Origin of the sequence: Rhodococcus sp. HM1 (genome assembly GCF_023218075.1) — a bacterium.
In the GTDB taxonomy this organism is placed as follows: domain Bacteria; phylum Actinomycetota; class Actinomycetes; order Mycobacteriales; family Mycobacteriaceae; genus Rhodococcus.
Genome location: NZ_JALPTB010000006.1, coordinates 137588 through 160439 on the forward strand (window position 1 = coordinate 137588; position 22852 = coordinate 160439).

General features: G+C 67.4%; 21 protein-coding genes and 1 pseudogene. 16 read left to right on the forward strand and 6 right to left on the reverse strand.

The genetic code is table 11. The annotated features are described in order from the left end of the window. The first annotated feature begins 38 nt into the window (after nucleotides 1-38). Nucleotides 39-302 (forward strand): hypothetical protein, encoded by a 264-nt coding sequence (locus M1M07_RS05730; protein ID WP_197250135.1) that lies wholly within the window; start codon nucleotides 39-41, stop codon nucleotides 300-302. A 28-nt stretch (nucleotides 303-330) separates the two neighbouring features. On the opposite strand, the gene M1M07_RS05735 is transcribed toward M1M07_RS05730, so the two are convergent. Beyond that, nucleotides 331-2322 carry an alpha/beta fold hydrolase gene (locus M1M07_RS05735; RefSeq protein WP_248673548.1) on the reverse strand — a complete coding sequence of 664 codons (1992 nt, stop codon included), beginning with the start codon at nucleotides 2320-2322 and terminating at the stop codon, nucleotides 331-333. Nucleotides 2323-2448: 126 nt separating this feature from the next. On the opposite strand from M1M07_RS05735, the gene thiD reads away from it, so the two are divergent. The 6 genes and pseudogenes from thiD (at nucleotide 2449) to M1M07_RS05765 (ending at nucleotide 7514) form a co-directional block, all read left to right on the forward strand. Beyond that, nucleotides 2449-3240, forward strand: a complete 792-nt coding sequence (gene thiD / locus M1M07_RS05740; RefSeq protein WP_248673549.1) for a bifunctional hydroxymethylpyrimidine kinase/phosphomethylpyrimidine kinase — start codon at nucleotides 2449-2451, stop codon at nucleotides 3238-3240. Nucleotides 3241-3585: 345 nt separating this feature from the next. Continuing rightward, nucleotides 3586-3777 (forward strand): ferredoxin, encoded by a 192-nt coding sequence (locus M1M07_RS05745; RefSeq protein ID WP_248673550.1) that lies wholly within the window; start codon nucleotides 3586-3588, stop codon nucleotides 3775-3777. A gap of 51 nt (nucleotides 3778-3828) precedes the next feature. Beyond that, entirely contained in the window at nucleotides 3829-5175 is a 1347-nt protein-coding gene (locus M1M07_RS05750; protein ID WP_248673551.1) for a cytochrome P450, read from the forward strand. A 53-nt stretch (nucleotides 5176-5228) separates the two neighbouring features. Continuing rightward, a pseudogene (locus tag M1M07_RS05755) lies at nucleotides 5229-6336 on the forward strand (amidohydrolase family protein). A gap of 49 nt (nucleotides 6337-6385) precedes the next feature. Beyond that, complete coding sequence (locus M1M07_RS05760; RefSeq protein WP_197250129.1) at nucleotides 6386-7147, forward strand: SDR family oxidoreductase; 762 nt, start codon at nucleotides 6386-6388, stop codon at nucleotides 7145-7147. 40 nt (nucleotides 7148-7187) lie between these two features. Continuing rightward, nucleotides 7188-7514: a DUF4286 family protein gene (locus tag M1M07_RS05765; RefSeq protein WP_197250128.1), complete on the forward strand. Its 327-nt coding sequence runs from the start codon at nucleotides 7188-7190 to the stop codon at nucleotides 7512-7514. Nucleotides 7515-7568: 54 nt separating this feature from the next. Here the strand turns inward: M1M07_RS05765 and M1M07_RS05770 are convergent, their stop codons facing one another. The 5 genes from M1M07_RS05770 to M1M07_RS05790 all read right to left on the reverse strand — a co-directional run bounded on the left by M1M07_RS05770 (nucleotide 7569) and on the right by M1M07_RS05790 (nucleotide 11297). Further along, nucleotides 7569-8594 carry a DUF3445 domain-containing protein gene (locus M1M07_RS05770; protein WP_248673552.1) on the reverse strand — a complete coding sequence of 342 codons (1026 nt, stop codon included), beginning with the start codon at nucleotides 8592-8594 and terminating at the stop codon, nucleotides 7569-7571. Then, nucleotides 8591-9586 (reverse strand): PDR/VanB family oxidoreductase, encoded by a 996-nt coding sequence (locus M1M07_RS05775; protein WP_197250127.1) that lies wholly within the window; start codon nucleotides 9584-9586, stop codon nucleotides 8591-8593. The genes M1M07_RS05770 and M1M07_RS05775 overlap by 4 nt, the downstream gene beginning before the upstream one ends. Further along, nucleotides 9586-10086 carry a dimethylamine monooxygenase subunit DmmA family protein gene (locus M1M07_RS05780; RefSeq protein WP_197250126.1) on the reverse strand — a complete coding sequence of 167 codons (501 nt, stop codon included), beginning with the start codon at nucleotides 10084-10086 and terminating at the stop codon, nucleotides 9586-9588. Before M1M07_RS05780 ends, M1M07_RS05775 begins: the two co-directional genes overlap by 1 nt. Before the next feature lie 20 nt (nucleotides 10087-10106). Further along, nucleotides 10107-10487: an ethanolamine utilization protein gene (locus tag M1M07_RS05785; RefSeq protein ID WP_197250125.1), complete on the reverse strand. Its 381-nt coding sequence runs from the start codon at nucleotides 10485-10487 to the stop codon at nucleotides 10107-10109. Nucleotides 10488-10679: 192 nt separating this feature from the next. Continuing rightward, nucleotides 10680-11297, reverse strand: coding sequence for a TetR/AcrR family transcriptional regulator (locus M1M07_RS05790; RefSeq protein ID WP_248673553.1), 618 nt, complete (start codon nucleotides 11295-11297; stop codon nucleotides 10680-10682). A gap of 186 nt (nucleotides 11298-11483) precedes the next feature. Between M1M07_RS05790 and M1M07_RS05795 the strand changes: the two genes are divergently transcribed. From M1M07_RS05795 to M1M07_RS05835, 9 genes are all read left to right on the forward strand, one after another. Then, the gene (locus M1M07_RS05795; protein ID WP_197250124.1) at nucleotides 11484-13883 is read left to right on the forward strand and encodes an alpha/beta fold hydrolase; all 2400 of its coding nucleotides are present in this window, start codon (nucleotides 11484-11486) and stop codon (nucleotides 13881-13883) included. A gap of 51 nt (nucleotides 13884-13934) precedes the next feature. After that, the gene (locus M1M07_RS05800; protein WP_197250123.1) at nucleotides 13935-14696 is read left to right on the forward strand and encodes an SDR family NAD(P)-dependent oxidoreductase; all 762 of its coding nucleotides are present in this window, start codon (nucleotides 13935-13937) and stop codon (nucleotides 14694-14696) included. Beyond that, complete coding sequence (locus M1M07_RS05805; protein WP_197250122.1) at nucleotides 14689-16074, forward strand: amidase; 1386 nt, start codon at nucleotides 14689-14691, stop codon at nucleotides 16072-16074. Before M1M07_RS05800 ends, M1M07_RS05805 begins: the two co-directional genes overlap by 8 nt. Then, nucleotides 16071-16820, forward strand: coding sequence for an enoyl-CoA hydratase/isomerase family protein (locus M1M07_RS05810; protein WP_197250121.1), 750 nt, complete (start codon nucleotides 16071-16073; stop codon nucleotides 16818-16820). The genes M1M07_RS05805 and M1M07_RS05810 overlap by 4 nt, the downstream gene beginning before the upstream one ends. Nucleotides 16821-16846: 26 nt before the next feature. Further along, nucleotides 16847-17641: a MaoC/PaaZ C-terminal domain-containing protein gene (locus M1M07_RS05815; RefSeq protein ID WP_248673554.1), complete on the forward strand. Its 795-nt coding sequence runs from the start codon at nucleotides 16847-16849 to the stop codon at nucleotides 17639-17641. Nucleotides 17642-17722: 81 nt separating this feature from the next. Next, a complete protein-coding gene (locus tag M1M07_RS05820; RefSeq protein ID WP_248673555.1) occupies nucleotides 17723-19078 on the forward strand; it encodes an MFS transporter in 1356 nt (451 codons plus the stop codon). Between the two features lie 34 nt (nucleotides 19079-19112). Beyond that, nucleotides 19113-20261, forward strand: a complete 1149-nt coding sequence (locus M1M07_RS05825) for an acyl-CoA dehydrogenase family protein (RefSeq protein ID WP_197250117.1) — start codon at nucleotides 19113-19115, stop codon at nucleotides 20259-20261. A gap of 197 nt (nucleotides 20262-20458) precedes the next feature. Next, nucleotides 20459-21838, forward strand: coding sequence for a type III glutamate--ammonia ligase (gene glnT, locus M1M07_RS05830; protein WP_248673556.1), 1380 nt, complete (start codon nucleotides 20459-20461; stop codon nucleotides 21836-21838). Nucleotides 21839-21895: 57 nt separating this feature from the next. Beyond that, entirely contained in the window at nucleotides 21896-22783 is an 888-nt protein-coding gene (locus tag M1M07_RS05835; protein WP_248673557.1) for a glutamine amidotransferase, read from the forward strand. The last annotated feature ends 69 nt before the right edge of the window (nucleotides 22784-22852 follow it).

The window sequence follows — 22852 nt, forward strand, 5'->3', positions numbered from 1 at the left end:
GTGAGCCCGCAACCGGTCGACACGAACGGGAGACCACGATGATGCGAGCACTGATGCTGGCGGCGGGCGCGGCCGCAGCCGGATACGTCCTCGGCTCGAAGTCGGGCAGAGGCACCTACGACAAGCTGGTGGGTCAGTCCGCGGACCTGTGGCACAACCCCGCGGTCCAGGACAAGGTGCACGAGGCGTCCAAGGTCGTCAAGGACACCGTCCCCCAGGTGTCGAAGGTCGTGAAGGACACCGTGCCCCACGTCCAGGAGACGGTCGGCTCACTGGCGAAGAAGGCCGGCCACAAGCACTGATCGCTCGACCCCGCCGAGCCGGTCGATCTCAGCCCAGCAGTTCCGGCAGGTCGATCGGCCGGCCCAGCACGTGCTCGGACAGGAACGCCTCGACCGTCCGGTACCAGATCGCGGTGTGCTGCGGGCTGAGCACCCAGTGGTTCTCGCTCGGGAAGTAGAGGAAGCGATGCACGGTCGTGCCGTCGTCGTCGGCGGGCAGGCCGGATTCGGACAGCAGTTCGTACCACAGGCGCAGGGCCTCCCCGATGGGAACGCGATAGTCCTTGTCGCCGTGGATCACCAGCATCGGGGTGACGATGCTGTCGACGTACAGGTGCGGTGAGTTCTCCACCGCCATCTCGGGGGTCATCTCGCGCTGCCAGTACCAGGCGGCGTCGGTCGTGGGCGCGAACTGGTCGAGCGCCCACAGACTCGCGTGGGTGACGATCGCGCGGAACCGGTCGGTGTGCCCGGCGATCCAGTTCGCCATGTAGCCGCCGAACGATCCGCCCATCGCGCCGGTGCGTTCGGAGTCGATCTCGGGCAACGCCTCGGCGGCGTCGGTGATCGTCATGAGATCGGTGAACGGTTCCTTGCCCCAGCGACCCCAGCCGCGCTGCACGAAGGCGCGACCGTATCCGGTGGACAGTGCCGGGTCGGGCAGCGCCACCGCGTAGCCGCGGGCGACGAGCAGCCACGGGTTCCACCGCCACGACCAGGTGTTCCACGAGTTCAGCGGGCCGCCGTGCACCCACAGCAGCAGCGGCGCCGGCGTAGCGGCCGCCGCCCCGGCGGGCAGCGCCAGCCAGGCGCGCACCGGCGTGCCGTCGGCGGCGGTCGCGTGCACCTCGGTGAGCCGTCCGGGAAGCTCCGGCAACTCGCTCGGCGCCCGCAACGGCACGACGGTGCCGCGGTCGTCGCCGGTCAGGGCGATCCGCACGGGATGCGGGGGTGCCTCGTAGGACGCGCGCAGCGCATACGCGAACCGGCCGTCCGGCGCGACCTTCACGTCGGTGTAGGCGGCGTCGTCGGTGGTGATCCGGACGGGCACGTCGGTGCCGAGCGTGAACGCGAAAATCGGTGCGCGGCCGTGGTCGTCGGCGGTGAGCAGCAGACCCGAGCCGTCCGGCAGCCACGCCGTCGATGTGGGCCAGCGGTCCCAGCCGACGGTCGTGTCCACCGTCTCCTTGGTGGCAATGTCGCACACCCGCAACGTGATCCGCGGCGGATCCTCGGGAGTAGTGACGGTCTGGTGCAGGTACGCCAGGCGGGTGCCGTCCGGGGAGATCCGGGGCGCGGTGGACTCGGCGTCCTCGTCGTCGACGATCGAGGTGCGCAGGCCGGTTTCGAGATCGACGCGCACGAGCGTGCTGCGGCGCGATGCGAGCGGGCCGGGTACCGACCATGTGGTGACGGCGAAGCTGCCGTCGGCGGCGATGTCGAGGTCGGCGTTGCGCAGCGAGCCACGGATGCCGGGCGTCAGGTCGGCGAGGGTCTTCTCGGTGCCGACCGAGAGCAGGTGCGGGCGGTCCGGGCCGAGGTCGGCGTCCCAGTAGCGGACGGGATAGCCGGTGTGCAGGACGGCGGAGACCTTGGCGTCCTTGCGGGCCGAACGGATGCGCTCGTCGTCACTGTCGGAGTGGCCCAGCACGTTCGCGGTCACGACGATGCGATCGGCGCGGGTTGCCGTGCGCACCGCGGAGATTCCGCCCGCGCGCTGCGCGATCTGCTCCGCTTCTCCCCCGCCGGCGGGCAGCCGCCACAGCGACGCCGGATCGTCGTCGCCACCGCGCGCGGCGGTGAACAGCAGGTCGCCCGACGCGGTGAAGACCGGGTTCGATTCGCCCTTCGCACCGTGGGTGAGCCTGCGCGCCGGGTTCTGCCCCTGAGGATCGAGTTCCCACAGCGCGCCGACATAGGCGGTGGACTTCTCGTCGAGTGTGGACTGTGCGATCACCACGCGCGTGCCGTCCGGGGACAACGCGAGAGTTGTGACGCGGGGAAGGGCGAGGTAGTCGTCGAGGTCGTCGAACGCCGTCATGGCGCACACAGTAGTGCCGCGACCGTGCAGTTCCGGGACTCTGCGGGGCGGGTGTGCGGAAAGTGGCGTGGCGGCCGGTTGTAATCTGGTTGCCGATCATCCCCACCTCGAACGGAGAACACCGCTGTGGTCGACCTCGCCTTCGTCATCGCCGGTTCGGAAGCGACCGGTGGCGCCGGCCTGCAGGCGGACCTGAAGACCTTCCAGCAGCTGGGCGTGTACGGCCTGGGCACCACGACGTGCATCGTCTCGTTCGACCCGGAGAACAACTGGGGACACCGGTTCGTGCCGATCGATCCGCAGGTCATCGCCGACCAGATCCAGGCCGCGACCGCCGCGCACAACCTCGACGTCGTGAAGATCGGCATGCTCGGCACGCCCGCGACGATCGACGTGGTCGCCGAGGCGCTGGGCCGGCAGTCCTGGCGGCACGTGGTGCTCGACCCGGTCCTGATCTGCAAGGGTCAGGAACCCGGCGCCGCCCTCGACACCGACAACGCGCTGCGCACCCAGGTGCTCCCCTACGCGACGGTAGTGACGCCGAACCTGTTCGAGGCCCGGACCCTGTCCGGCATGGACAGCATCGCGTCCGTCGACGACCTGATCGAGGCCGCGCGGCGTATCCACGACCTCGGCCCGCAGTACGTCATCGCCAAGGGCGGTGTCGAGCTCGACGGCGACGACGCGGTCGACGTGCTGTTCGACGGCACCGACGTCACGCTGCTCACGGCACCGAAGATCGGCAACGAGCGCGTCTCCGGCGCCGGCTGCACCCTGGCCGCGGCGATCACCGCCGAACTCGCGAAGGGCACCGACGTCGCCCAGGCCGTCCAGATCGCGAAGGACCTCGTCACCCGCGGCATCAAGGGCCGGGTGTCGGCGAACACCCCGTTCGACACCGTGTGGCAGGGCGCGTAGCCCGTCCCGGACCTTCCCTGATCGACGACCTCGGCAAGTAGTCGTCGCACCACCCGCTTCGCGGACCACATCCGCTCGGCCGCCAGTCATCCTTCCCTGCAATCGTCGCAGCGGATGACTGGCAGCCGAGCGGATTTTGTCGTTCAGGCCCTGTATTCCCCCTTGCACACAGCACCGTCTCAGAATACGATTCTGCCGTGACGGAAGGGGGTTCTCGTTTCTGAGACCGGTAATCTTCCCCTGGCGAGTTCCGCGTCCACGCCCGGTCGGGACGACGGCGTTCATTCACCAATGCGCTTTGAACATGTTGCGTGAGAAGACAACTCGAAGACACGGAGGACAGCGGTGAAAGTCGAAGTGGATCCGAAACGCTGCCAGGGACACACACTGTGCGCCATGGCCGCCCCGACGCTGTTCGAATTGAGCGATATCGACGGCCACGCGACAGCCGTCGAGGCCGACGTTCCCGCTCACCTGGCCGACTCGGCGCGGGAAGCTGTGCGCAGCTGCCCCGAACAGGCGATCTCCGCCCTGTGACCCGCTGGGCCGCAACACCATCCACCACCGGACGCTAGAGAGGGCAATGCCGTGAGCGCTGACGAGGCCGTCATCGAGACCGATCACCGAACACCCGTATTCCAGTTCGACAGGCACGCACCGGACTACCGCGACAACTTCTCGGAGATCACCAGGGAGATGCACTCCAAGTGCCCCGTGGCCTGGTCCGACACACACGGTGGCCACTGGGTTGCCGCAGGTGGCGAGGCGGTGTTCACCCTCGCACGCTCGGCCTCCATCTCGAACGATCACGACATCAAGGGGGTTCGCCGCGGATACAAGGGCATCATGATCCCGACCGCCGTCAGGGCATCGGGAGTCCGCGGCGGGATCCTGGAGATGGACGACCCCGAACATCGCGAGTTCCGGGCCGTGCTCAATCCGTACCTGTCCCCCGCGGCCGTCGAGAAGTGGGTTCCGCTCATCGACGAGGTGATCCGCGCGTGCCTCGACGAGAAGATCGAAACGGGCAGGATCGATTTCATCGACGACCTCGTCAACATCGTCCCGGCGGTGATCACGCTGGCCATGCTGGGCATACCGGTCGCCAAATGGAAGGTGTACTGCGAACCCGTCCACGCCGCGATGTACACACCCCCGGACTCACCCGACGTCCATCGGGTGGCCGAACTGCACCGCATCATGGGTTTGGATCTCCTCTCCAGCCTCCACGAGATCCGTGAGAACCCCCGCCCCGGCATGGTGGACGCGATCGCAAGGGCCACGATCGACGGCGAGAAGCCCGACGACCTCGAACTGCTCGGCGTTCTCAGCCTCCTCATCGGTGGTGGCTTCGATACGACGACCGCCCTGACCTCGCATGCGCTCGAATGGCTCTCCCAGAATCCCGACCAGCGGGAAATCCTCAGCGCCGAACGAGACACCCTCCTCGATTCGGCCACCGAGGAGTTCCTGCGCTACTTCTGCCCGTCGGCCGGGGACGGCCGCACGTTCTCAGCAGACGTCGAACTCGACGGCGTGCAGTTCAAGGAGGGCGAACGTGCCTGGCTGTCCTGGGCGATGGCGAACCGGGATCCGGCACTGTTCACCGACCCCGACGAGATCGACCTCGAGCGTAAGGGCAACCGGCACTTCAGCTTCGGGCTCGGCGTCCATCGCTGCATCGGATCCAACCTGGCCCGCAAGATGTTCAAGCGGATGCTGGTCGCGGTGCTCGACCGCACGCCGGATTTCCGGTGCGACCCCGAAAGCACGATCCACTACGACTCCATCGGTGTCATCCAGGGCATGCGTCGGCTTCCGGCCACCTTCACACCCGGCCCCCGGCTCGGCGCCGGACTCGACGAGACCCTCGCCGCGATCCAGAAGACGGTCGACGAACAGGGACTCGCTGCGCCGGTGACCGCACGGAGATGAGCGCCGCCGACGCCCGACGGACGGCGTCACTCCCCGACCTGATCAGGACTTCGATGAACATCGACGACATGGTGATGATCAGCATCGACGACCACGTGGTCGAACCCGCTGACATCTTCGAGAAGCACTTCCCCAAGAGCCTGATCGACCAGGCGCCCAAACTCACGGCCAACCCGCGCAACCCCAACGTGCAGGCATGGCAGTTCCAGGGCACGATTGTCGGCAGTTCCGGCCTCAACGCCGTGGTCTCGTGGCCCAAACACGAATGGGGCATGGATCCCACGGGCTACGCCGAGATGCGACCCGCCGTCTACGACATGGATCTGCGGGTGCGCGACATGGACGCCAACGGCACCCTCGCCGCAACCCTGTTCGCGACCTTCCCCGGCTTCGCCGGCACCCATCTCGCGAGCCTGCCCGACAAGAAGCTGTCCCTCGCCGCGTGCAAGGCCTTCAACGACTGGGTCGTCGGCGAGGTCCCCGACGCCCATCCCGGACGGTTCATCCCGATCGGCATCATCCCGTTCTTCGACGTGGACGAGTCGGTCGCCGAAATCCACCGCATCGCCGCGATGGGATGCCGCTCGATCAGCATTCCCGAAACCCCCTACGGCGTCGGCGAGGGATTCCCCGACTTCAAGTCCGGCTACTGGGATCCGATCTTCCGGGCGTGCGTCGAGCACGGCATCGTCCTCAGCCTGCACATCGTGGGTCGCGCCGTGGCTCGACCGGCTCGAACGCCACATCGTCAACCAGTCCTGGACCGGAGTGAGCTTCCTGCCCGACAACATGTCCCCTACGGAGGTCTGGCGGAACAACTTCCTGGCCTGCTACATCACCGAGCCGAGTGGCCTGAACAACCGCCACCGCCTGGGAATCGACACCATCGCATGGGAATGCGACTACCCCCACTCCGATTCGACCTGGCCGAGATCGCCGGAAATCCTGAAGGCCGAGCTGGACGCCGCCCGGTGCACCGACGAAGAGATCGACAAGATCACCTTCGCCAATGCCGCGCGGTTCTTCGGCTGGGATCCGTTCGCGCACATCCCGCGCGAGCAGGCCACCGTCGGCGCACTGCGAGCACGGGCCACCGATGTGGACATCAGCGAGACGTCCAAGGAGGAGTACCGCCGGCGCTACGAGCTCGCGCACCCCTGAGCCCTCCGGGACTCGACATCCGATCCGCTTCGACCGAGAAGGAACATCCATGACAGACACCCCACAGCTGTCCGGCAAGGTCGCGATCGTCACCGGCGCCGGAGGCGGGATCGGCCGGGCCTATTCCCGGGGTCTCGCCGAAGCCGGGGCAGCGGTGGTTCTCGCAGACGTCAACCTCGATTCCGCGACCGCGGCCGCCGAGGAACTGACAGCCGCGGGTCATCGCGCACTCGCGGTCCGTGTCGACGTCAGCGACGAAGCGAGCACGACCGAGATGGCGGCAACCGCGGCGGAACACTTCGGGTCCGTCGACATCCTGGTGAACAACGCGGGCCTGATGGCCGAAGTCGTCGGCGAGGGGACGCTCACCACGATGGAGCTCGACCTCTGGAACCGCACGCTCGGCGTCAACCTGACGGGCCCGCTGCTGTGCACCCGCGCCGTGGTGCCGTACATGAAGGAACGCGGCTACGGCAAGATCGTGAACCAGTCCTCGAGCGGTGCCTTCATGGCCGCACAGGCATACGGCATCACCAAGCTCGGGCTGGTGAGTATGACCGTGTCGCTGGCCCGCGAGCTGGCGCCGTTCGGAATTCGCGTGAACGCCATCGCACCCGGAATGGTCAACACCGAAGCCGGTTCGATCGCATCACCGCCGGAACTCAAGGAAATGGTCAAGCACGCCATCCCGTTCCCTTTCGGCGAACCGGAGGAACTCGTCCCCGGTCTGCTGTACCTCGTGTCCTCGGGAAGCGACTGGGTGACCGGCCACACCCTCAACATCGACGGCGGCTGGGTCGTTCGCGTCTGAATCCCTTGTTCGACACAACTTCTCACAGACAGGAACACCAATGAAGCACTACCTGCTCGTCGAGTCGTACCCCTCCCACCCCGAGCGGCTGGAAGAGTTCAACAAGTGGTACGACGAGGTCCACATCCCCGAGGTGGTCGCGCTCGACGGATTCGTGGGCGCCACGCGCCTGAGCCCTGCCGACGCCGACGGTGGCCCGTCGGTCACGCTGTACGAACTCGAGGGCGATCCCCACGTGGCCAAGGCCAACGTCCATGCCGCGGCGGCGGCGAAGCAACTGAACATGTCGGACTCGTTGAGCTACGGCCCCATCCCGAAGATGCGGATCATGGAGGTGAAGTCCGAGCACTCCAAGTCCTCCGGATAGCCCGTGCCCGTGCGCGTTTTCGGTAGCCACCGCTACCGAAAACGCGCACGACGGTCAGGGGCGGACACCTCCGAATTCGCGCAGCCACTTCAGACCCGGCTCGCGGGTGCGGGTGATGCCCTTGTAATCGGCCATGTCCTCGGGCAGTTCGTCGAGCACACGGTAGAGGCGGTCGGCCCATTCGGGCACCCGGGCGATGTCCTCGAACGACAGCAGGTAGGTGCGGATGAGGAACATGATCGCGCCGGACGTACCGAGGCGCACGAGGTGCTGGACCTCGACGCGCAGGTGCAGCCGCCGCCCCACGTCTTCGAGAGGTCCCTCGGCGAGCAGTCGCCGGTCCCGGCCCCATTCGGGATAGGTCTCGGTGGACTGGTCGAGCCGGCGATCGACGCTGAGCGACCAGTTGGTGCGCCGGTAGCACTGTCCCGGCTGCAGCCCCATGAGGAACTGCTGGGCGCGCGGGATCACCCCTTCGGCATGGACACGCGGTACCGGACCGTGGATCTGGAGAAAACTCATGCCGACGTCGAAGCGCAGCGACCAGTCGGCCGCGAAGGTCACCAGGCCGGCGTCACCCCACAGCGCTCCCTCGCGCTGGTCGAGCAACACGACGTCCTCCTGGATCTGCCTGCCGATGAAGCGCAGCGGAGACTCGGGAAGCGTGGACCGCTCACCGAAGACGAAGGCCTGTTCGACGTCGAGCACCCGGTTGCTCCAGCGCAGGATCGCGCCGTCACGGTCGAGCGCGAACGTGCGCGGGTCGGCGTCGGTGAGCATCCGCATGAGCGTGACCATCGCGTCCCACTGCGCGATCTCCATGTGCGGAAGGGATTGGAAGCGAGTGTGATCGGCAGCGAGAATGCGCTCACGCTCGGCGAGGTCGTCGAGGTAGCAGCCGTCGATGTCGACGGGATGCCGGCCCCATCCGCCCGCAGCAGTTTCCACCACGCTTCCGGCGGGTTCGAGGTTGGTGCTGTAGCGGTAGGTGTCGCGGGCGAACGGAAACGGGAAACGTGCAATCCGATCCGGAAGATCGGTGCCGCTGTCACGGATCGCGAAATCTATTGTTGCACTCACAGATCCAACTCCAATCTCTCTCCGCTCGCGCGGGAGACACACGGCATCAGGCAATCCCCCACTTCCTTCTCCGCCTCACCGAGATACAGGTCGCGATGGTCGATCCCACCACCGGTAGCGGGCAGGCGGCATTCGCCACACACGCCCTGCCGGCAGAGGTTGGGTACCGCGATCCCTTCGGATTCGAGTGCTTCGAGCAGGCTCACGCCGGAGTCGACCACGACATCGAGACCACTGCGGCGCAGGTGCGCGGTGAACGGCGCGCCCGGGTCGAGCGCGCCGACACCGAAGTGCTCGTAGTGGACGCGCGCGTCGGGCCATCCGGCGGCCCGGGCACGCGTTGCGAGGTCGTCGATGAGACCGGACGGGCCGCAGACGTACATGTGCGCCCCGATGGGCTGATCCAGCAGCACGGAGTCCACGTGGGCACGGAAGCGATCCTTCGAATCGTAGGTCCGCAATCGGTCCCCGCAGAGTTTCCGCAGTTCTTCGAGGTGGGGGCCGTCCCCGTCGCGGAAAACGTAGTGCACCTCGAACGAGCGCGCCCACTGCACGGCGGCGCGGACGTGGGACAGTATCGGGGTGACTCCGATGCCACCCGCGACGAGCACGTGGTGCCGGGCCGTGAGGACCGGAGCGAAAGCGCTACGCGGGGTGGAGATCGAAACACGATCGCCGACCCTCAGGTCCTGGATCCACCGCGACCCGCCGCGTCCGGATTCCTCGAGCCGCACCGAGATCGCGTAGTGGTCGGGTTCGAACGAGGGACCGGTCAGCGAATAGGAATTGCGCCGCGCTCGCCCGTCGGGTCCCGTGCCGCACGCGACGACGACGTGACTGCCGGGAGTGAAGGACGGCAACGACCGACCTCCCGGATCGGCCAGGCGAACGTGCCGGACGGTGGGAGACAATTCGATCGTGTCGGTGACCGACAGATACAGGTCCGTCTCGGCACGCGCATACCCTGCCGAGGCATCCGACATCAGCGTCATCAGAGCTCCTCCGCATCGATCATGTAGCCGAGATAGGCGCCGTGCAGGCGCGAAACATGGTGGTAGACGACCAGTTCCGATGCACAGGTCGGACATGTCGTGCACTGTCCGATCCCGACCTCCGCGAGATGCGTGGCGTGACAGTGCGCGCAGTAGACGCTGCGCGTCGTCACGTCGATCGGAACGGGGAGGATCTCGGCGTCGAGAAGTCCTCCGGCCACGGCCGCCGCTCGCGCCGACAGCACTGCAGCCTCCGGCCCGACGAGAACCAGTCGCCACCCCACCCGGGCGGCACTCAGTTGACGTTCGAGGACCTCCGCCGCGGTGTCACCCCACACGGTCGGCAGTCGTAACCAGCCGACTCGACGGCCTCCGAAGGACGACACGAGACTCCGCGCTTGCGCGAGTGCGGCGTCACCGAAGGACAGAATGGTCACCGAGCGTCCGCCCTCTGCGATGCGCCGCTCTTCCTCCCATCTCGGCACGCTGGTGGTATCCATACAGACGCTCATCGCATCACCTACGGCGCGAAGGACCGGTGGCCGACGTAGAACGCGAGCGCGCCCTCGGGGGTGGTGAAGCGGATGCGAGATCCCTTGGGAAAGAAGATCGCATCGCGAGCTCGCGCGATCTCGACCTGCCCGGTGTCGAGGTTCTCGAGGCGGAACTCGCCGTCGAGAACCACCTTCATCTCGTCGTACTCGTACATGTAGTCGAGCGGAGCCTCGGTGGGTTCGAGGGCGAAGTACCCCGCCGCCATCTCCGATCCGTCGGGGTTCGGATAGACGTCGTCGATGTACCCCTTCGTTCCCGGGAATTCGTCGAGCGACATCTGCGGGAGCGTCTTCCAGAATCCGGAGGTCACCCGGAAAACGGGTGCTGTGGTCGTGGTCTCGGACATGAGAACTCCTCGGAAAGGAATGCGCGAACGCGCGCTGTGCGGCGAAACGTCGATCGCTGACGTGAAACACACGATAATGCGAAGAAACGCAGCGATGGGTTGCCGCTCGGTTAACGCGTGTAACCGATTCCTCTCGGAAGCACGACTTTCGGGCCGCGGGCCATGAAGCCCGCGGCCCGAACGAAGAGTTCGTCAGTTGCCGGATCCGAAGAAAGCGCGGTGCCAGATGCGCGTGACGATCTGCGCTCCCTGCTCGACCGGCATCGGAGACCGCTGGAGAGCATCCTGGGCATACCAGACGTAGGCGGACTGTTCCACCATGCACGCGGCGGCCTCGACCACGCCCCGCACGTTGAGACCGCCGACCGTGTCCATGCCACACTTCACCTTGAGCACGGTGGTGAACCGGTCGATGTGCCGATTGCGCATCGACCACCAGATCTCGCGGAAACGCGGGTCGACGCTCGCAGCCTCGACGAGAGTCCGCATGATGTCGCGGTTTTCGTAGTAGTGAGACAGGTAACCGGTGTTCGCTTCGAGCAGCGCCTGGTACGGATCGTCCTCGATGCGGTGCTCGGTCGCACCACTGGCACGGAACAGATCGTCGTGCGTGTCGGCGATCAACGTCGCAAACAGGTCCTCCTTGTCACTGAAGTACCTGTACAACCCCCCGAGCGACATCCCGGCTTCCGTCGCGACGCCACTCATGGTGGCGCCGACGTAACCGTCGCGAGCAAAGACCGAGCGCGCCGCTTCCAGCAGCTTGGTGCGGGTACGGCGCCCCTTGGTGGTGTTCGGCAGGTGCGACATGTCCCTCCTTTCGTTGCGGGCATCGTAGCCGTTCAACACAATGTTCATCAGAGTTAACAAAAAAGCGACGTCACTCTCTTGACGTGAGCCACGTTACTACTCCAGAATCGTTTCATCGACATCGCGTCCCTTCCCGCGACGCCTCTTTTGCTTCTTCATCCGGCTTCCACCGAAACGGAGTCCCCCGTGAATTCCCGCGCAACCACTCTCGCCACCGTCGTGCAGGGCCACACCGCCGGCACCCGGACTCCCCTCGAACTCTTCCTCGACCACCTCGAGCGCGATCCCCACGCCCTCGCCGTCTGCGACGACCGAGGACACGCCCTGTCCCGCGCCGAACTGTGGGAGCTGGCCGGCGAGGTCGAGCAGGAACTTGCCGTCCATGGTCTGGGCGAAGGCGATCTCGCCATCGTCTGCATGCCCAACTGGACCGAGTGGATGACGTCCTATCTGGGTGTCGCGCGACGCGGGATGATCGCCGGCACCCTGCCGGTGACCACCGACCCCCGATCCATCGCCTACACCGCGAACCTCGTGGGTGCGAAGGTTGTCGTGCTTCCCCTCGAACATCGCGGCCGCGACTTCGTCGCCGAATCCGAGGTTCTGGCAGAAGAACTCGGACGCGAGGTGAAGATCCTCCTCGTCGACGGTGACGGAACCCGCACCTGGCGTACCTTCGGCGGCGCACCGGTGACGATCCCGGCCTATCCGGACGACCTGGTCCACGTGCTGTTCTCGTCGAGCACCACCGGAAAGTCGAAGGCGATCGCACATTCCGAGGCGAGCCTGAGCGCCTATAACCGGATGGTCATCGACCGCTACGAGGTCTCCGGTGAACGGCCGATCTTCATGCCCTCCCCGCTCGGTCACAGCACGGGCTTCTGGCACGGCGCCCGGATGTCGCTGATGACGGGTGCCTCCCTCGTCCTGCAGGATGCCTGGAAGCCCCGCCGGGCGCTCGAGCTCGTCGAGAAGTACGGCTGCGAGATCACCGTGGCCGCAACTCCTTTCCTCAAGGACATCGTCGACACCGAATGGGATTCCACAGCACCCAAGCTGGCCGGGATGCGGATCTTCCTGTGCGGCGGCGCCCCCGTCGCCCCGAGCCTCATCGAACTGGCGCAGGAACAGATGCCCGACACCCGTATCGCGGCGATCTGGGCGATGAGCGAGGGCGGCGCGACCTCGAGCCTGCCGGGCGACTCCACGGAGCTCGTTGCGCACACCTGTGGCAAGGTGATGCCCGGCGTGACGCTCGAGACGATCCGCGAGGACGGCACGCTCGCACCGCGCGGGACCGACGGTGAAATCGTCATGCGTACCCCGTCGCTCTTCCTCGGCTACATCGGCCAGGAACAGCTCTACCGCGAGTCGTTCACGAACGACGGCTGGTTCCGCACCGGCGACACCGGAATCGTGGACGACAACGGCTACCTGCGTCTGACCGGACGTCTCAAGGACCTCATCATCCGCGGCGGCGTCAACATCTCCCCCGTCGAGATCGAGAACGCCGTCTCGGGGCACCCGCAGGTCGCGCGCGTGGCCGTCGTCGGCGGCCCCGACGACCGACTCGGTGAACGGATCTGCGCGGTGATCCAGCCGCTCGGCGCCGCCCCGACCTTCGACGAACTCGTCGGATGGCTCGCGGATCGCGACGTGCCTCGGAGGTTGTGGCCGGAGTCGATCCGCATTCTGCCCACCATGCCGGAGACCCCCGCCGGGAAGATCCGCAAGAACGTTCTCAGAGAACTGATCTCGTCAGGAGAAGATATGACCAGCAGCACCGTCGACCTCACGACGCAGACCGTCACGCTCCGCGACATCGACGTGACCTACACCCGCGCCGGTGAGGGCCCCGCGGTCGTGCTGATCCACGGACTCGCCGAAGATCACCGCAGCTGGCGCGCCGTCCAGGAAGCCGGACTGCCGGTGACCACCTACGCCTACGACCTCCGTGGGCACGGACGCACCACCGTCGGCTCGCCCGCCGGCACTCTCGCCCAGCTGCGCGACGATCTGATCGCCTTCCTCGAAGAGGTCACCGGTCCCGCGATCTGCGTCGGCTTCTCTCTCGGCGGCACCGTCGTCCTCTCCGCCGCGGCCGAGCGCCCCGACCTCGTGACGAAGGTCGTCGCACTGGGCACCTCGAGTGTCGTCGGCCGCGGAGCGGCAGGCTTCTACGCCGGCCGCATCGAACTCTTCCGCGGCACCGACGCCGAGGAGCAGCGCACCGCCCTCCGCGCCGATACCGCTGCTGCCCTGCACAGCCCGGACTCCGACCTCGACGCCGTCACGGACTTCCGGCTCGAAGCCGTCGGCGGGGCGCAGGGTTACATCAACGCCTCCACCGCCATGGCCGCACTGGTCGAGTCGCCGCTCACCCCCGAGTTGGCCCGGATCGGGAGCGAGACCGAGGTCGCGATCGTCGGTGCCGACCACGACACCTTCTGCCCGAAGAAGGCCGCGGACATCATCCTCGGTGCGATCGAGCACGCCACCTACTCCGAGATCACCGGTGCCGGCCACCTGATGCTCGTGGACCAGCCCGAGCAGTCGATCGAGACGCTTCGCCGACTTCTCCCCTGAGAAGCGCTACCGATCAATCACTTCCAGAACACCGTCCTTCCGAAAGGCTCCATGATGCAAGAACGTCCCACCGCCCTCGTCACCGCCGCCGCGGGCGCAGGAATCGGCGCCGCCATCGCCACCCGCCTCGCCGCCGACGGTTTCGATGTCGTCATCACCGACGTCCACGAGCGCCGCAGCCAGGAACTGGCCGCGAAGCTGGCCGGCGAGCACGGACGCGACTTCGACAGCTACGTCCTCGACGTCACCGACGAGGCCCGGGTCGAGGCCGTCGTGTCCGAGATCGCCGCGAAGAAGGGCCGCCTCGACGTTCTCGTCAACAACGCCGGCTGGAGCAAGATCGAGCCCGTCGCCGAGATGTCCTCCGAGACCTGGAAGCGTTGCCTCGATGTCGACCTGAACGGCACCTTCTACACCATGCGCTACGCGCTTCCGGTGATGCAGAAGAACAACTCCGGCGCAATCGTCAACATCAGCTCGATCGCCGCCTACGAGACCAGCACGGAGCACGGCGCCGCCTACTCCGCAGCCAAGGCCGGTGTCCTTGCCCTCACCCGCGTCGCCGCCGCCGAGAACGGCAAGCACGGCATCCGGGTCAACGCCATCACCCCGGGCCTGATCTACAACGACTTCCTCCGCAAGATCTACCCGGACGAGTTCTTCTCCGGCTACGCCGAGAACCGCTCCCTCGTCGGCCGTGTCGGCCGCCCCGAGGACGTCGCCGGGCTGGTGTCGTTCCTGGTCGGACCCGACGCCGGTTACGTCACCGGCGAGGTCTACGGCATCAGCGGTGGGGTGCACCCGCATGGCTGAGAACCCGCTGCACCTGCCCATCCGTGAGCTCACCGACGCCTACGCGCGTGGTGACCTGAACCCCATCGACGTCACCGAGGAGGTCCTCGACCGGATCGAGCGATTCGATCCGGAGGTGCGCGCCTACGTGACGGTCACGGCCGATCTGGCTCGTTTCCAGGCGGCCGACGCGGCCGATCGGTACTCCCGCGGGGAGCGCGCCCCGCTCCTCGGGGTCCCGGTATCCATCAAGGACGCCTTCCACCTCGCGGACACGGAGACCGGCCTCGGATCGCTGACCCAGCGCGGGCGCGTCGCCCGGTCGGATTCCGGTGCCGTCGCCCGCCTGCGTGCAGCGGGTTCCGTGATGCCGGGCAAGACGAGCGTTCCCGAGTTCTGCCAGTCCGCCACCAGCGACAACCTGCTCGGTCCCGAGACCGGCAACCCGTGGGATCCGACGCGGACCCCGGGCGGTTCGAGTGGCGGCGCGGCGGCCTCGGTCGGTGCCGGCCTCGCCACGATCGGACTCGGTTCGGACGGCGGCGGATCCATCCGGATCCCCGCGGCCTTCAGCGGCCTCGTGGGATACAAGCCGACCACCGGTTTGTGTGCGGACGAGCGCGGCTTCCGGGCGATGACGGACTTCGTCACGGCCGGTCCGCTCGCCTGGACGGTGGACGACGCCCGCATCATGACCGAGATCCTCGCCGAGACGAGTTTCGCCCGTGCCTCGGTACCGAACCGACGGATCGCCTTCTGCCCACGTCCGGACGGACGTCCCGTCGATCCCGCCGTCGTCCGCACGGTCGAGGCCGCCGCCTCCATCCTGTCGGATCTCGGTCACGAGGTCGTCGAGACCGACATCCCGATCCACGGCTGGAACGAGATCTTCGGGCCCCTCGTGCTCGACGACGAACTCCGCGAGCGGGCGCATCTGCTCGAACGTCCGGAACTGCTCACCCCGTACGAACGCGCAAGCCTGCGCGCCGCGGAGCAGCTGACCAGCGCCGAGGTCGCCCTCGCACGCGAGGCACTGGGTGATTTCCGCCGCCGTGTCGACAGCTTCCTGCACGACTTCGACGCGATCCTCACCCCCACGGTCGCGACCGTTGCGTTCCCCCACGAACAGCGGCCGAAGACGATCGACGGCGAGAAGGCGGACTGGTTGTGGGGCGCCTTCCCCTTCACCTCGCCGTTCAATGTCGCTGCAACACCTGCGATCTCGCTTCCCGCGGGGACCTCGGAAGGACTGCCGATCGGTGTCCAGCTGGTCACCGCTCGCGGCCGCGACGCCGACCTGCTGAACCTCGCGGAGTCCTTGGAGTCGGCACTCGGTTTCGACTACGCTCCGGTGCGCGAGCGCTGGGCGTCCCGGCCGGTCCCGGAGCCGGTGTCGTGACCGCCGGGCTCGACTGCCGGCGCCACGGGGGCGTCCTCGAGATCGTCCTCGACCGTCCGGACCGGCGCAACGCTCTCTCCCGGGAACTTCTCCGCGAACTCCGCCGGGTCTTCACCGACCTGCCGGACGGAATCCGTGCCGTGGTCCTCACGAGTTCGGGACGGGTGTTCTGTGCGGGCGCGGACTTCGCCGATCTGACAGGCACTTCCGCCGACCTCGACTACGACCGGGATCTCGAGGACGCATGCGCCTCGATCCGCAACAGCGCGGTTCCCGTCGTCGCCGTCGTCGACGGGGCATGCGTCGGCGCCGGTGTCGAGCTCGCCACCTCGTGCGACGTCCGGATCGTCGGCCCGCGAGCATGGTTCCGGGTCCCGGCCGTCGAACTCGGGTTGCTGTACAACCCGGCGTCGATCCGCCGGGTCCACGCCACGCTGCCCCGCACGACGGTCACCCGGCTGCTGGTGCTCGCCGAACGATTCGACGCCGACGACGCGGTACGCAGCGGACTGGCCACCCATTCCGCGGACGGGGATCCGCGCGAGCACGCTCTGACGCTTGCGGAGCGGCTCGTCGGTCTCCCGGAGGACGCCTTCTCCACGACACGGGACCTGCTCCGCAGACTCGACGACGGAGACTACGACGACGCCGCATGGCAGGCCACTCGAATCCGCTTGATGGACAGCACCGCTCGACACGAGGCCGTCGCCGCGGCCTCCGAGCGGCACGGCGCCTCCGCCTCCTGACACCCTCTCCACCCCAAGGAAAGCTCATGAACGCAGTTGCCTCCCTGAAGGGCTACGACCTCGGTAGCCGTGTCGTCTCGTACGACGAATCCGACGCGATCCTCTACGCGCTGTGCGTCGGCGCGCGCCCGGACCAGCTGCCGCTGGTCTACGAGCGGGATCTGCACGTGCTGCCGACCTTCGGCCTGGGTCTGGGCCTGTGGGCGGTCGAGGAAGCCGGCGAGCTCGGCGCCTACGACCGGCTGAAGTCGCTCCACGCGGCACAGCAGCTGACAGTCCATGCGCCCTTCCCTCGCTCGGGCAAGCTCGAGATGCGTGCCCGCGTCGCCGACGTCTGGGACAAGGGATCCGCGGCGACCGTCGACATCGCCGTCGAGTGCGAGCAGTTCACCGCGACCTACGCGATCCACCTGCCCGGCTCGGGCGGCTGGGGCGGTGAACGCGCACCCTCCGCGCCGCGGATCGATCTCGAATCCGCTCCGTTCCGGCAGGATTCCCACATCGCCGCAAACCTGCCGGCCCTGTACCGCCTCACCGGCGATCTGCATCCCGTCCACATCGACCCGGAGGTCTCTTCGGGCTACGGCTTCGAACGACCCATCCTGCACGGCCTGTGCACGCTGGGCATCGCGGCGCGCACCGTCGCCGAGGTCGCCGGAGCCCAGCCGTGGGAACTCCGGGAGCTCCGAGCCCGCTTCGCGGCGCCGGTTCTGCCCGACGCCACGCTGACCGTCCGGGCACAGGCCGCCGGCACGAACGTCGACTTCGACGCACGCATCGGCGACACCGGTGTCCTCTCGGGCGGGCACGCGGAATTCTGACCGCACACCACGTTCGACCCCCAGCTCTACAGAAGGAAATTCCCCCGCTCCACAGGAAAGTCCCGCCGAAAGGGCACATCCATGACCGCACACGCCGCTTCCAGCTTCGGAACCAAGCAGCAAAAACGCGCGTTCCTCGCCAGTCTCGTCGGCACCACCGTCGAGTGGTTCGACTTCTTCATCTACGCCACAGCCGCCACGCTCGTCTTCTCGACGATCTTCTTCCCGAAGCTGGGATCGAATGTCGGCATCCTGGCCTCCTTCGCGACCCTCGGTGTCGCCTTCCTCGCCCGCCCGGTCGGCGCGTTCATCTTCGGCCATCTCGGTGACCGCCTGGGCCGCCGCACGACGCTGATCACGACGCTGACCGTGATGGGTGCCTCCACCGGCCTCATCGGTCTGCTGCCCACCTGGGATCAGGTCGGCATCTGGGCTCCCGTCATGCTCACTGCCCTCCGCTTCCTGCAGGGTGTCGCGGTCGGCGGCGAGTGGGGCGGTGCCGTGCTCATGAGCGTCGAGAACGCGCCGAAGGCCCGGGAGCGCTTCTACGGATCCGCTCCGCAGATCGCCAGCCCGCTCGCGCTGGTACTGGCGACCGTCGTCATGTACTTCGTCGCCCGGATGCCCAACGAGCAACTGATGTCCTGGGGGTGGCGGATTCCGTTCCTCGCCGGCTTCGTTCTCGTGGTCATCGGCCTGATCATCCGGCTCGGTGTCGAGGAGTCGAGCGAGTTCGCCGAGGTGAAGGAGACGGGTTCGGTCACGGACCGCCCCATCCTCACGGTTCTGCGGACGTTGCCGGGTCGAGTCCTCGCCGGCATCGGCCTGCAGGCCAGCGTGATCGTGCTGTTCTATCTGATCACCACGTACATGCTCACGATGGCGACGAACGTCCACGGGTTCTCCAAGAGCGACACACTGATGATCCTGCTGGTCGCCGCGACCATCGACCTGTTCGCGATGGTCGGCGTCGGCATCCTGTGCGACCGCCTGTCGGCGTGGACCGTCTTCATCGGCGGCGTGGTGTTCACGGGCCTGTTCGCCTTCCCCCTCTTCCTGCTGTTCAACACGGGAAACATGGGGCTGATGATCGTCGCGTTCTCGGCTGCCCTCGTCCTCGGTCACGCCACCACCTATGCCGTGGTGTCGAGCATGACCGCCGACCTGTTCCCCACCGAGGTCCGGTACAGCGGTGTCGCCCTGTGCAGCGCGTTCTCGGGCGTCGCCTGGGCGGCTCCTACGCCCCTGGTCGCCGCTGCTCTGGTACCGACGGACGGATCGAAGCACTGGTGGCCGCTCGCCGCGATCCTGGTCGTCACCGCCGTGATCTCCTTCGTCGCAGCGGCTTCCATGCGCCGTCATTTCACCTCCGGAACGGCGGGCGATCACGACGACGAGTCCCGGGACACCCGAGTCCGCGTCGGCGAACCCGCCTGATCGGCACCCTTTCCATTTCGACCAGGAGATCTCCATGACTGTGATGCTCAGCGAGGAGCAGCGCGAGTTCGGGACTGCCGTCCGCGAATTCTGCCGCCGTGAGGTGGGCACGCGCGAACAGCGCGACAAACTCACCGACTGCGGCCGGGAAGGGCACAGCCTCGAGCTGAACCGGCGGATCGCCGAACTCGGCTGGGCTGCGATCAACATCCCCGAGGAGTACGGCGGAGCCGGCGGCAACCACGTCGATCTGTGCGTCCTGCTCGAGGAGCTCCACCGCGGCCTGGCCCCGGTCCCGTGGCACGGCACGACTCTCATCACCGCCGGGATCTACACCAAGTTCGCGAGCGAAGAGCTCAAGCGGACGGTGCTGGGCCGGCTCGCCGAGGGTGCGGCGCTGGCGATCGCGATGTCCGAGCCGGAGGCCGGATCCGATGTCGCAGCGCTGTCCTGCCGCGCCGAGCGCACCGCGGACGGCTGGGTGATCAACGGCCAGAAGACGTGGATCACCAATGCTCATCAGGCCGACAGCATCCTGCTGGTCGCCCGCACCGAGCGGGGCGAGAAGAAGCACCACGGGCTCACCATGTTCCACGTTCCGGCCGACACGCCGGGGCTGACGATCAAGGGCATCGACACGCTGGGCGGCACCGAGGTCAACGACCTCTACTTCACCGACTGCGTGCTGCCCGCCGACTCGGTGGTCGGGGAGGTCGGCCAGGGATGGGCCCAGCTCATGCCCGGCCTGGCGACCGAACGGCTGATCCTCGCCGCGCAGATGCTCGGCGTCGCCGAACGCGCCTTCGACGACGCTCTGGCGTTCGTCTCCGAGCGCATCCAGTTCGGCAATCGGGTCGGCTCGTATCAGGCGATCAAGCACCGCATCGCCGATCTCGCCACGGAGCTCGAGTGCACCCGTCTGCTCGTCTACAGCGTCGCCCACCGCGCCGATGCCGGTGACGATCCGCAGGGCCTGGCCCGCGCGTCGTCGATGGCGAAGCTCAAGGCGACGGAGGTCGCGAAGAACACTGCCCTCGAAGGCATGCAGATGATGGGCGGCTACGGCTACTCCACCGAGTTCGACATGGCGCAGCACGTACGAGCTGCTCTCGGCGCCACGATCTACGGCGGCACCAACGAGATCCAGCGCGACATCATCGGGAACTCGTTCGGCCTCCGGTAGAGCACCCTTTTCCGAACACCGCAGCGGCGGGACGGCCATCGGCCGTCCCGCCGCTGTTTTCCATTTCTGTAGCACGTCGCCGGGAACCGTCACGGCGATCTCACTGTCACGTAACACTCTCGTCATGGGCACCCTGTTTCCTTGTATTCGACACCGATTCCTATAGTGAAACCACCAGTCGAATCCGAGGAGCCCCCATGACGCTGGAAGCCACCGACACGTCCGTGCTGCGCCTCCCGTCCACGAACGGCCATGTCCCCGCGGCATCCGAGTCCCCGAGCCTGACCGAGCTCGCCCACGCGGCCGGTACCCGTTTCATCCTCGCCGTCTTCACCACCCTGTCCGGAAAGCCTTGTGCCAAGCTCGTTCCCGTCGAATCCGTCGAGGAACTCGAGACCGAGGGCGTCGGCTTCGCCGGCTACGCTGCCGGCTCGATGGGCCAGGTTCCGAAGGATCCCGACCTCGTCGCCATTCCCGACGCCTCCTCCTTCACTCCGATCCCGTTCGTCCGCCCGGGTCTCGCGCTGGTGCACTGCGACCCGCACGTCGAGGGCAAGCCGTGGCCGTACGCACCGCGTGTGATCCTCAAGTCCGTGCTTGCACGAGCCGCCGAGCTGGGCCTCGAGGTCAACGTCGGCGCCGAGATCGAATACTTCCTGGTCAACAAGGACGAGAACGGGACGCTGCGCACTGCCGACGCGCTCGACACCTCCCGCCAGCCCTGCTACGACGCCCGCGACGTGACCCGCATGTACGAGCACCTGACGTCGATCTCGGAGGCGATGAACACCCTCGGGTGGGGCAACTACGCCAACGACCACGAGGACGGCAACGGCCAGTTCGAGCAGAACTTCCAGTACGCCGACGCGCTGACCACCGCCGACCGGGTGGTGACCCTGCGCTACCTGATCTCGGTGCTCGCCGAACAGCGCGGCATGACCGCCACGTTCATGCCCAAGCCGTTCGCCGACCGCACGGGATCGGGCATGCACATGCACCTGTCCCTGTGGAGCGACGGCGCCTCGGCGTTCCCCGACGCATCCGACCCGCGCGGCCTGGGCCTGTCGAAGACCGCCTACTCCTTCATCGCCGGGATCCTCGAGCACGCCTGCGCACTGCAGGGCGTCATCGCGCCGACGGTCAACTCCTACAAGCGCACCGGCGCGACCAGCACCTCCTCCGGCGCGACCTGGTCGCCCCGGTACGCGACCTACGGCGGCAACGATCGCACGCACTACCTGCGCGTCCCCGACCACAACCGCGTCGAACTGCGCGGCGGGGACGGCTCTGCGAATCCCTATCTCGCGACGGCCGCGACTGTCGCCGCCGGCCTGGACGGCATCGAGCGCGACCTCGACCCGGGCGCTCCGGGAGTCGGCGGCTCCACCGACACGCTGCCGATGACGCTCCTGCACGCGATGGATGCGCTCGAGGCCGACACGGTCGTCGCCGGCGCCCTCGACGCGGCCGGCGCGAAGGTCTCCGACTACTTCGCCTCCCTCAAGCGCGAGGAGTTCTTCCACTGGCACAACACCGTGACCCCGTGGGAGATCGACAGCTATCTGACCGCCTTCTGAAAACCCTTCGGCTTCTTCCGGATTCATCGAACAGACCATCGAACAGGAGAGACGACCATGTGCGGAATCGTCGGACTTCATCTGCGGGACGCCTCGCTCGAACCCCGGCTCGGCAGCCTGCTGACCGGAATGCTCGGGCAGATGGTGGACCGCGGACCGGATTCGGCGGGCGTCGCCGTCTACGGCAACCCGGCCTTCTCCCCCGCCGGCGAATCGTCGGTCTCGGTACTCGACGCGCCCGCAGATCTCGCCGCGGTCGTCGGCGACGCACTCGGTGTGAGCGTGGGCTCGCTCGATCTCGCCCCCACCACCGTGCTGCACGCCCCGGTCCCCGCGGCTCTGCTCGCCGACACCGTCCGCACCGTGGCACCCACAGGGACCGTCATCGGTTTCGGTGACGACGTGACCGTGCTCAAGGGAACGGGTGACCCGCGCATCCTCGCAGAGAACTTCGGTCTGCCGGCCGCGTCCGGCTGGCAGGGTGTGGGCCATACCCGAATGGCCACCGAATCCGCCGTCACCGCAGCGGGATCCCACCCCTTCGCCGTGGGCCCGGACCAGTGCCTCGTCCACAACGGGTCGTTCTCCAACCACCTGTCGATCAAGCGCGAACTCGAGGACGAGGGCGTGGTGTTCGACAGCCGGAACGACACCGAGGTCGGCGCTCGCTTCGTCGCGAAGCACCTGGCGGAGGGTGCGGACCTCGAGAAGGCGCTGCGCCTGCTCGGTGAGCGTTTCGACGGGTTCTACACCCTGCTCGTCTCCACCTCCGATTCCTTCGCCGTGGTCCGTGATCCGATCGCCTGCAAGCCCGCGATCGTCGCCGAATGCGACGCCTACGTCGCCATGGCCTCGGAATTCCGTGCCCTGGCAGGGCTTCCCGGCATCGCCGACGCCCGCATCTTCGAACCCGAACCGGACCGGGTCTACGTGTGGCAGCGATGACCGGCGCCGTGACCACCGACCCCGCCGTCCCCACCTCGTCCCCGGAGGCAACCATGACCACCGACACAC

Coding starts and splice junctions, on each gene's coding strand:
- M1M07_RS05765 (WP_197250128.1), top strand. CDS start 7,188: ATGAAGCACTACCTGCTCGTCGAGTCGTACCCCTCCCACCCCGAGCGG.
- M1M07_RS05735 (WP_248673548.1), bottom strand. CDS start 2,322: ATGACGGCGTTCGACGACCTCGACGACTACCTCGCCCTTCCCCGCGTC.
- M1M07_RS05775 (WP_197250127.1), bottom strand. CDS start 9,586: ATGACGCTGATGTCGGATGCCTCGGCAGGGTATGCGCGTGCCGAGACG.
- M1M07_RS05780 (WP_197250126.1), bottom strand. CDS start 10,086: ATGGATACCACCAGCGTGCCGAGATGGGAGGAAGAGCGGCGCATCGCA.
- M1M07_RS05730 (WP_197250135.1), top strand. CDS start 39: ATGATGCGAGCACTGATGCTGGCGGCGGGCGCGGCCGCAGCCGGATAC.
- M1M07_RS05790 (WP_248673553.1), bottom strand. CDS start 11,297: ATGTCGCACCTGCCGAACACCACCAAGGGGCGCCGTACCCGCACCAAG.
- M1M07_RS05835 (WP_248673557.1), top strand. CDS start 21,896: ATGTGCGGAATCGTCGGACTTCATCTGCGGGACGCCTCGCTCGAACCC.
- M1M07_RS05785 (WP_197250125.1), bottom strand. CDS start 10,487: ATGTCCGAGACCACGACCACAGCACCCGTTTTCCGGGTGACCTCCGGA.
- M1M07_RS05760 (WP_197250129.1), top strand. CDS start 6,386: ATGACAGACACCCCACAGCTGTCCGGCAAGGTCGCGATCGTCACCGGC.
- M1M07_RS05800 (WP_197250123.1), top strand. CDS start 13,935: ATGATGCAAGAACGTCCCACCGCCCTCGTCACCGCCGCCGCGGGCGCA.
- M1M07_RS05805 (WP_197250122.1), top strand. CDS start 14,689: ATGGCTGAGAACCCGCTGCACCTGCCCATCCGTGAGCTCACCGACGCC.
- M1M07_RS05825 (WP_197250117.1), top strand. CDS start 19,113: ATGACTGTGATGCTCAGCGAGGAGCAGCGCGAGTTCGGGACTGCCGTC.
- M1M07_RS05815 (WP_248673554.1), top strand. CDS start 16,847: ATGAACGCAGTTGCCTCCCTGAAGGGCTACGACCTCGGTAGCCGTGTC.
- M1M07_RS05820 (WP_248673555.1), top strand. CDS start 17,723: ATGACCGCACACGCCGCTTCCAGCTTCGGAACCAAGCAGCAAAAACGC.
- glnT (WP_248673556.1), top strand. CDS start 20,459: ATGACGCTGGAAGCCACCGACACGTCCGTGCTGCGCCTCCCGTCCACG.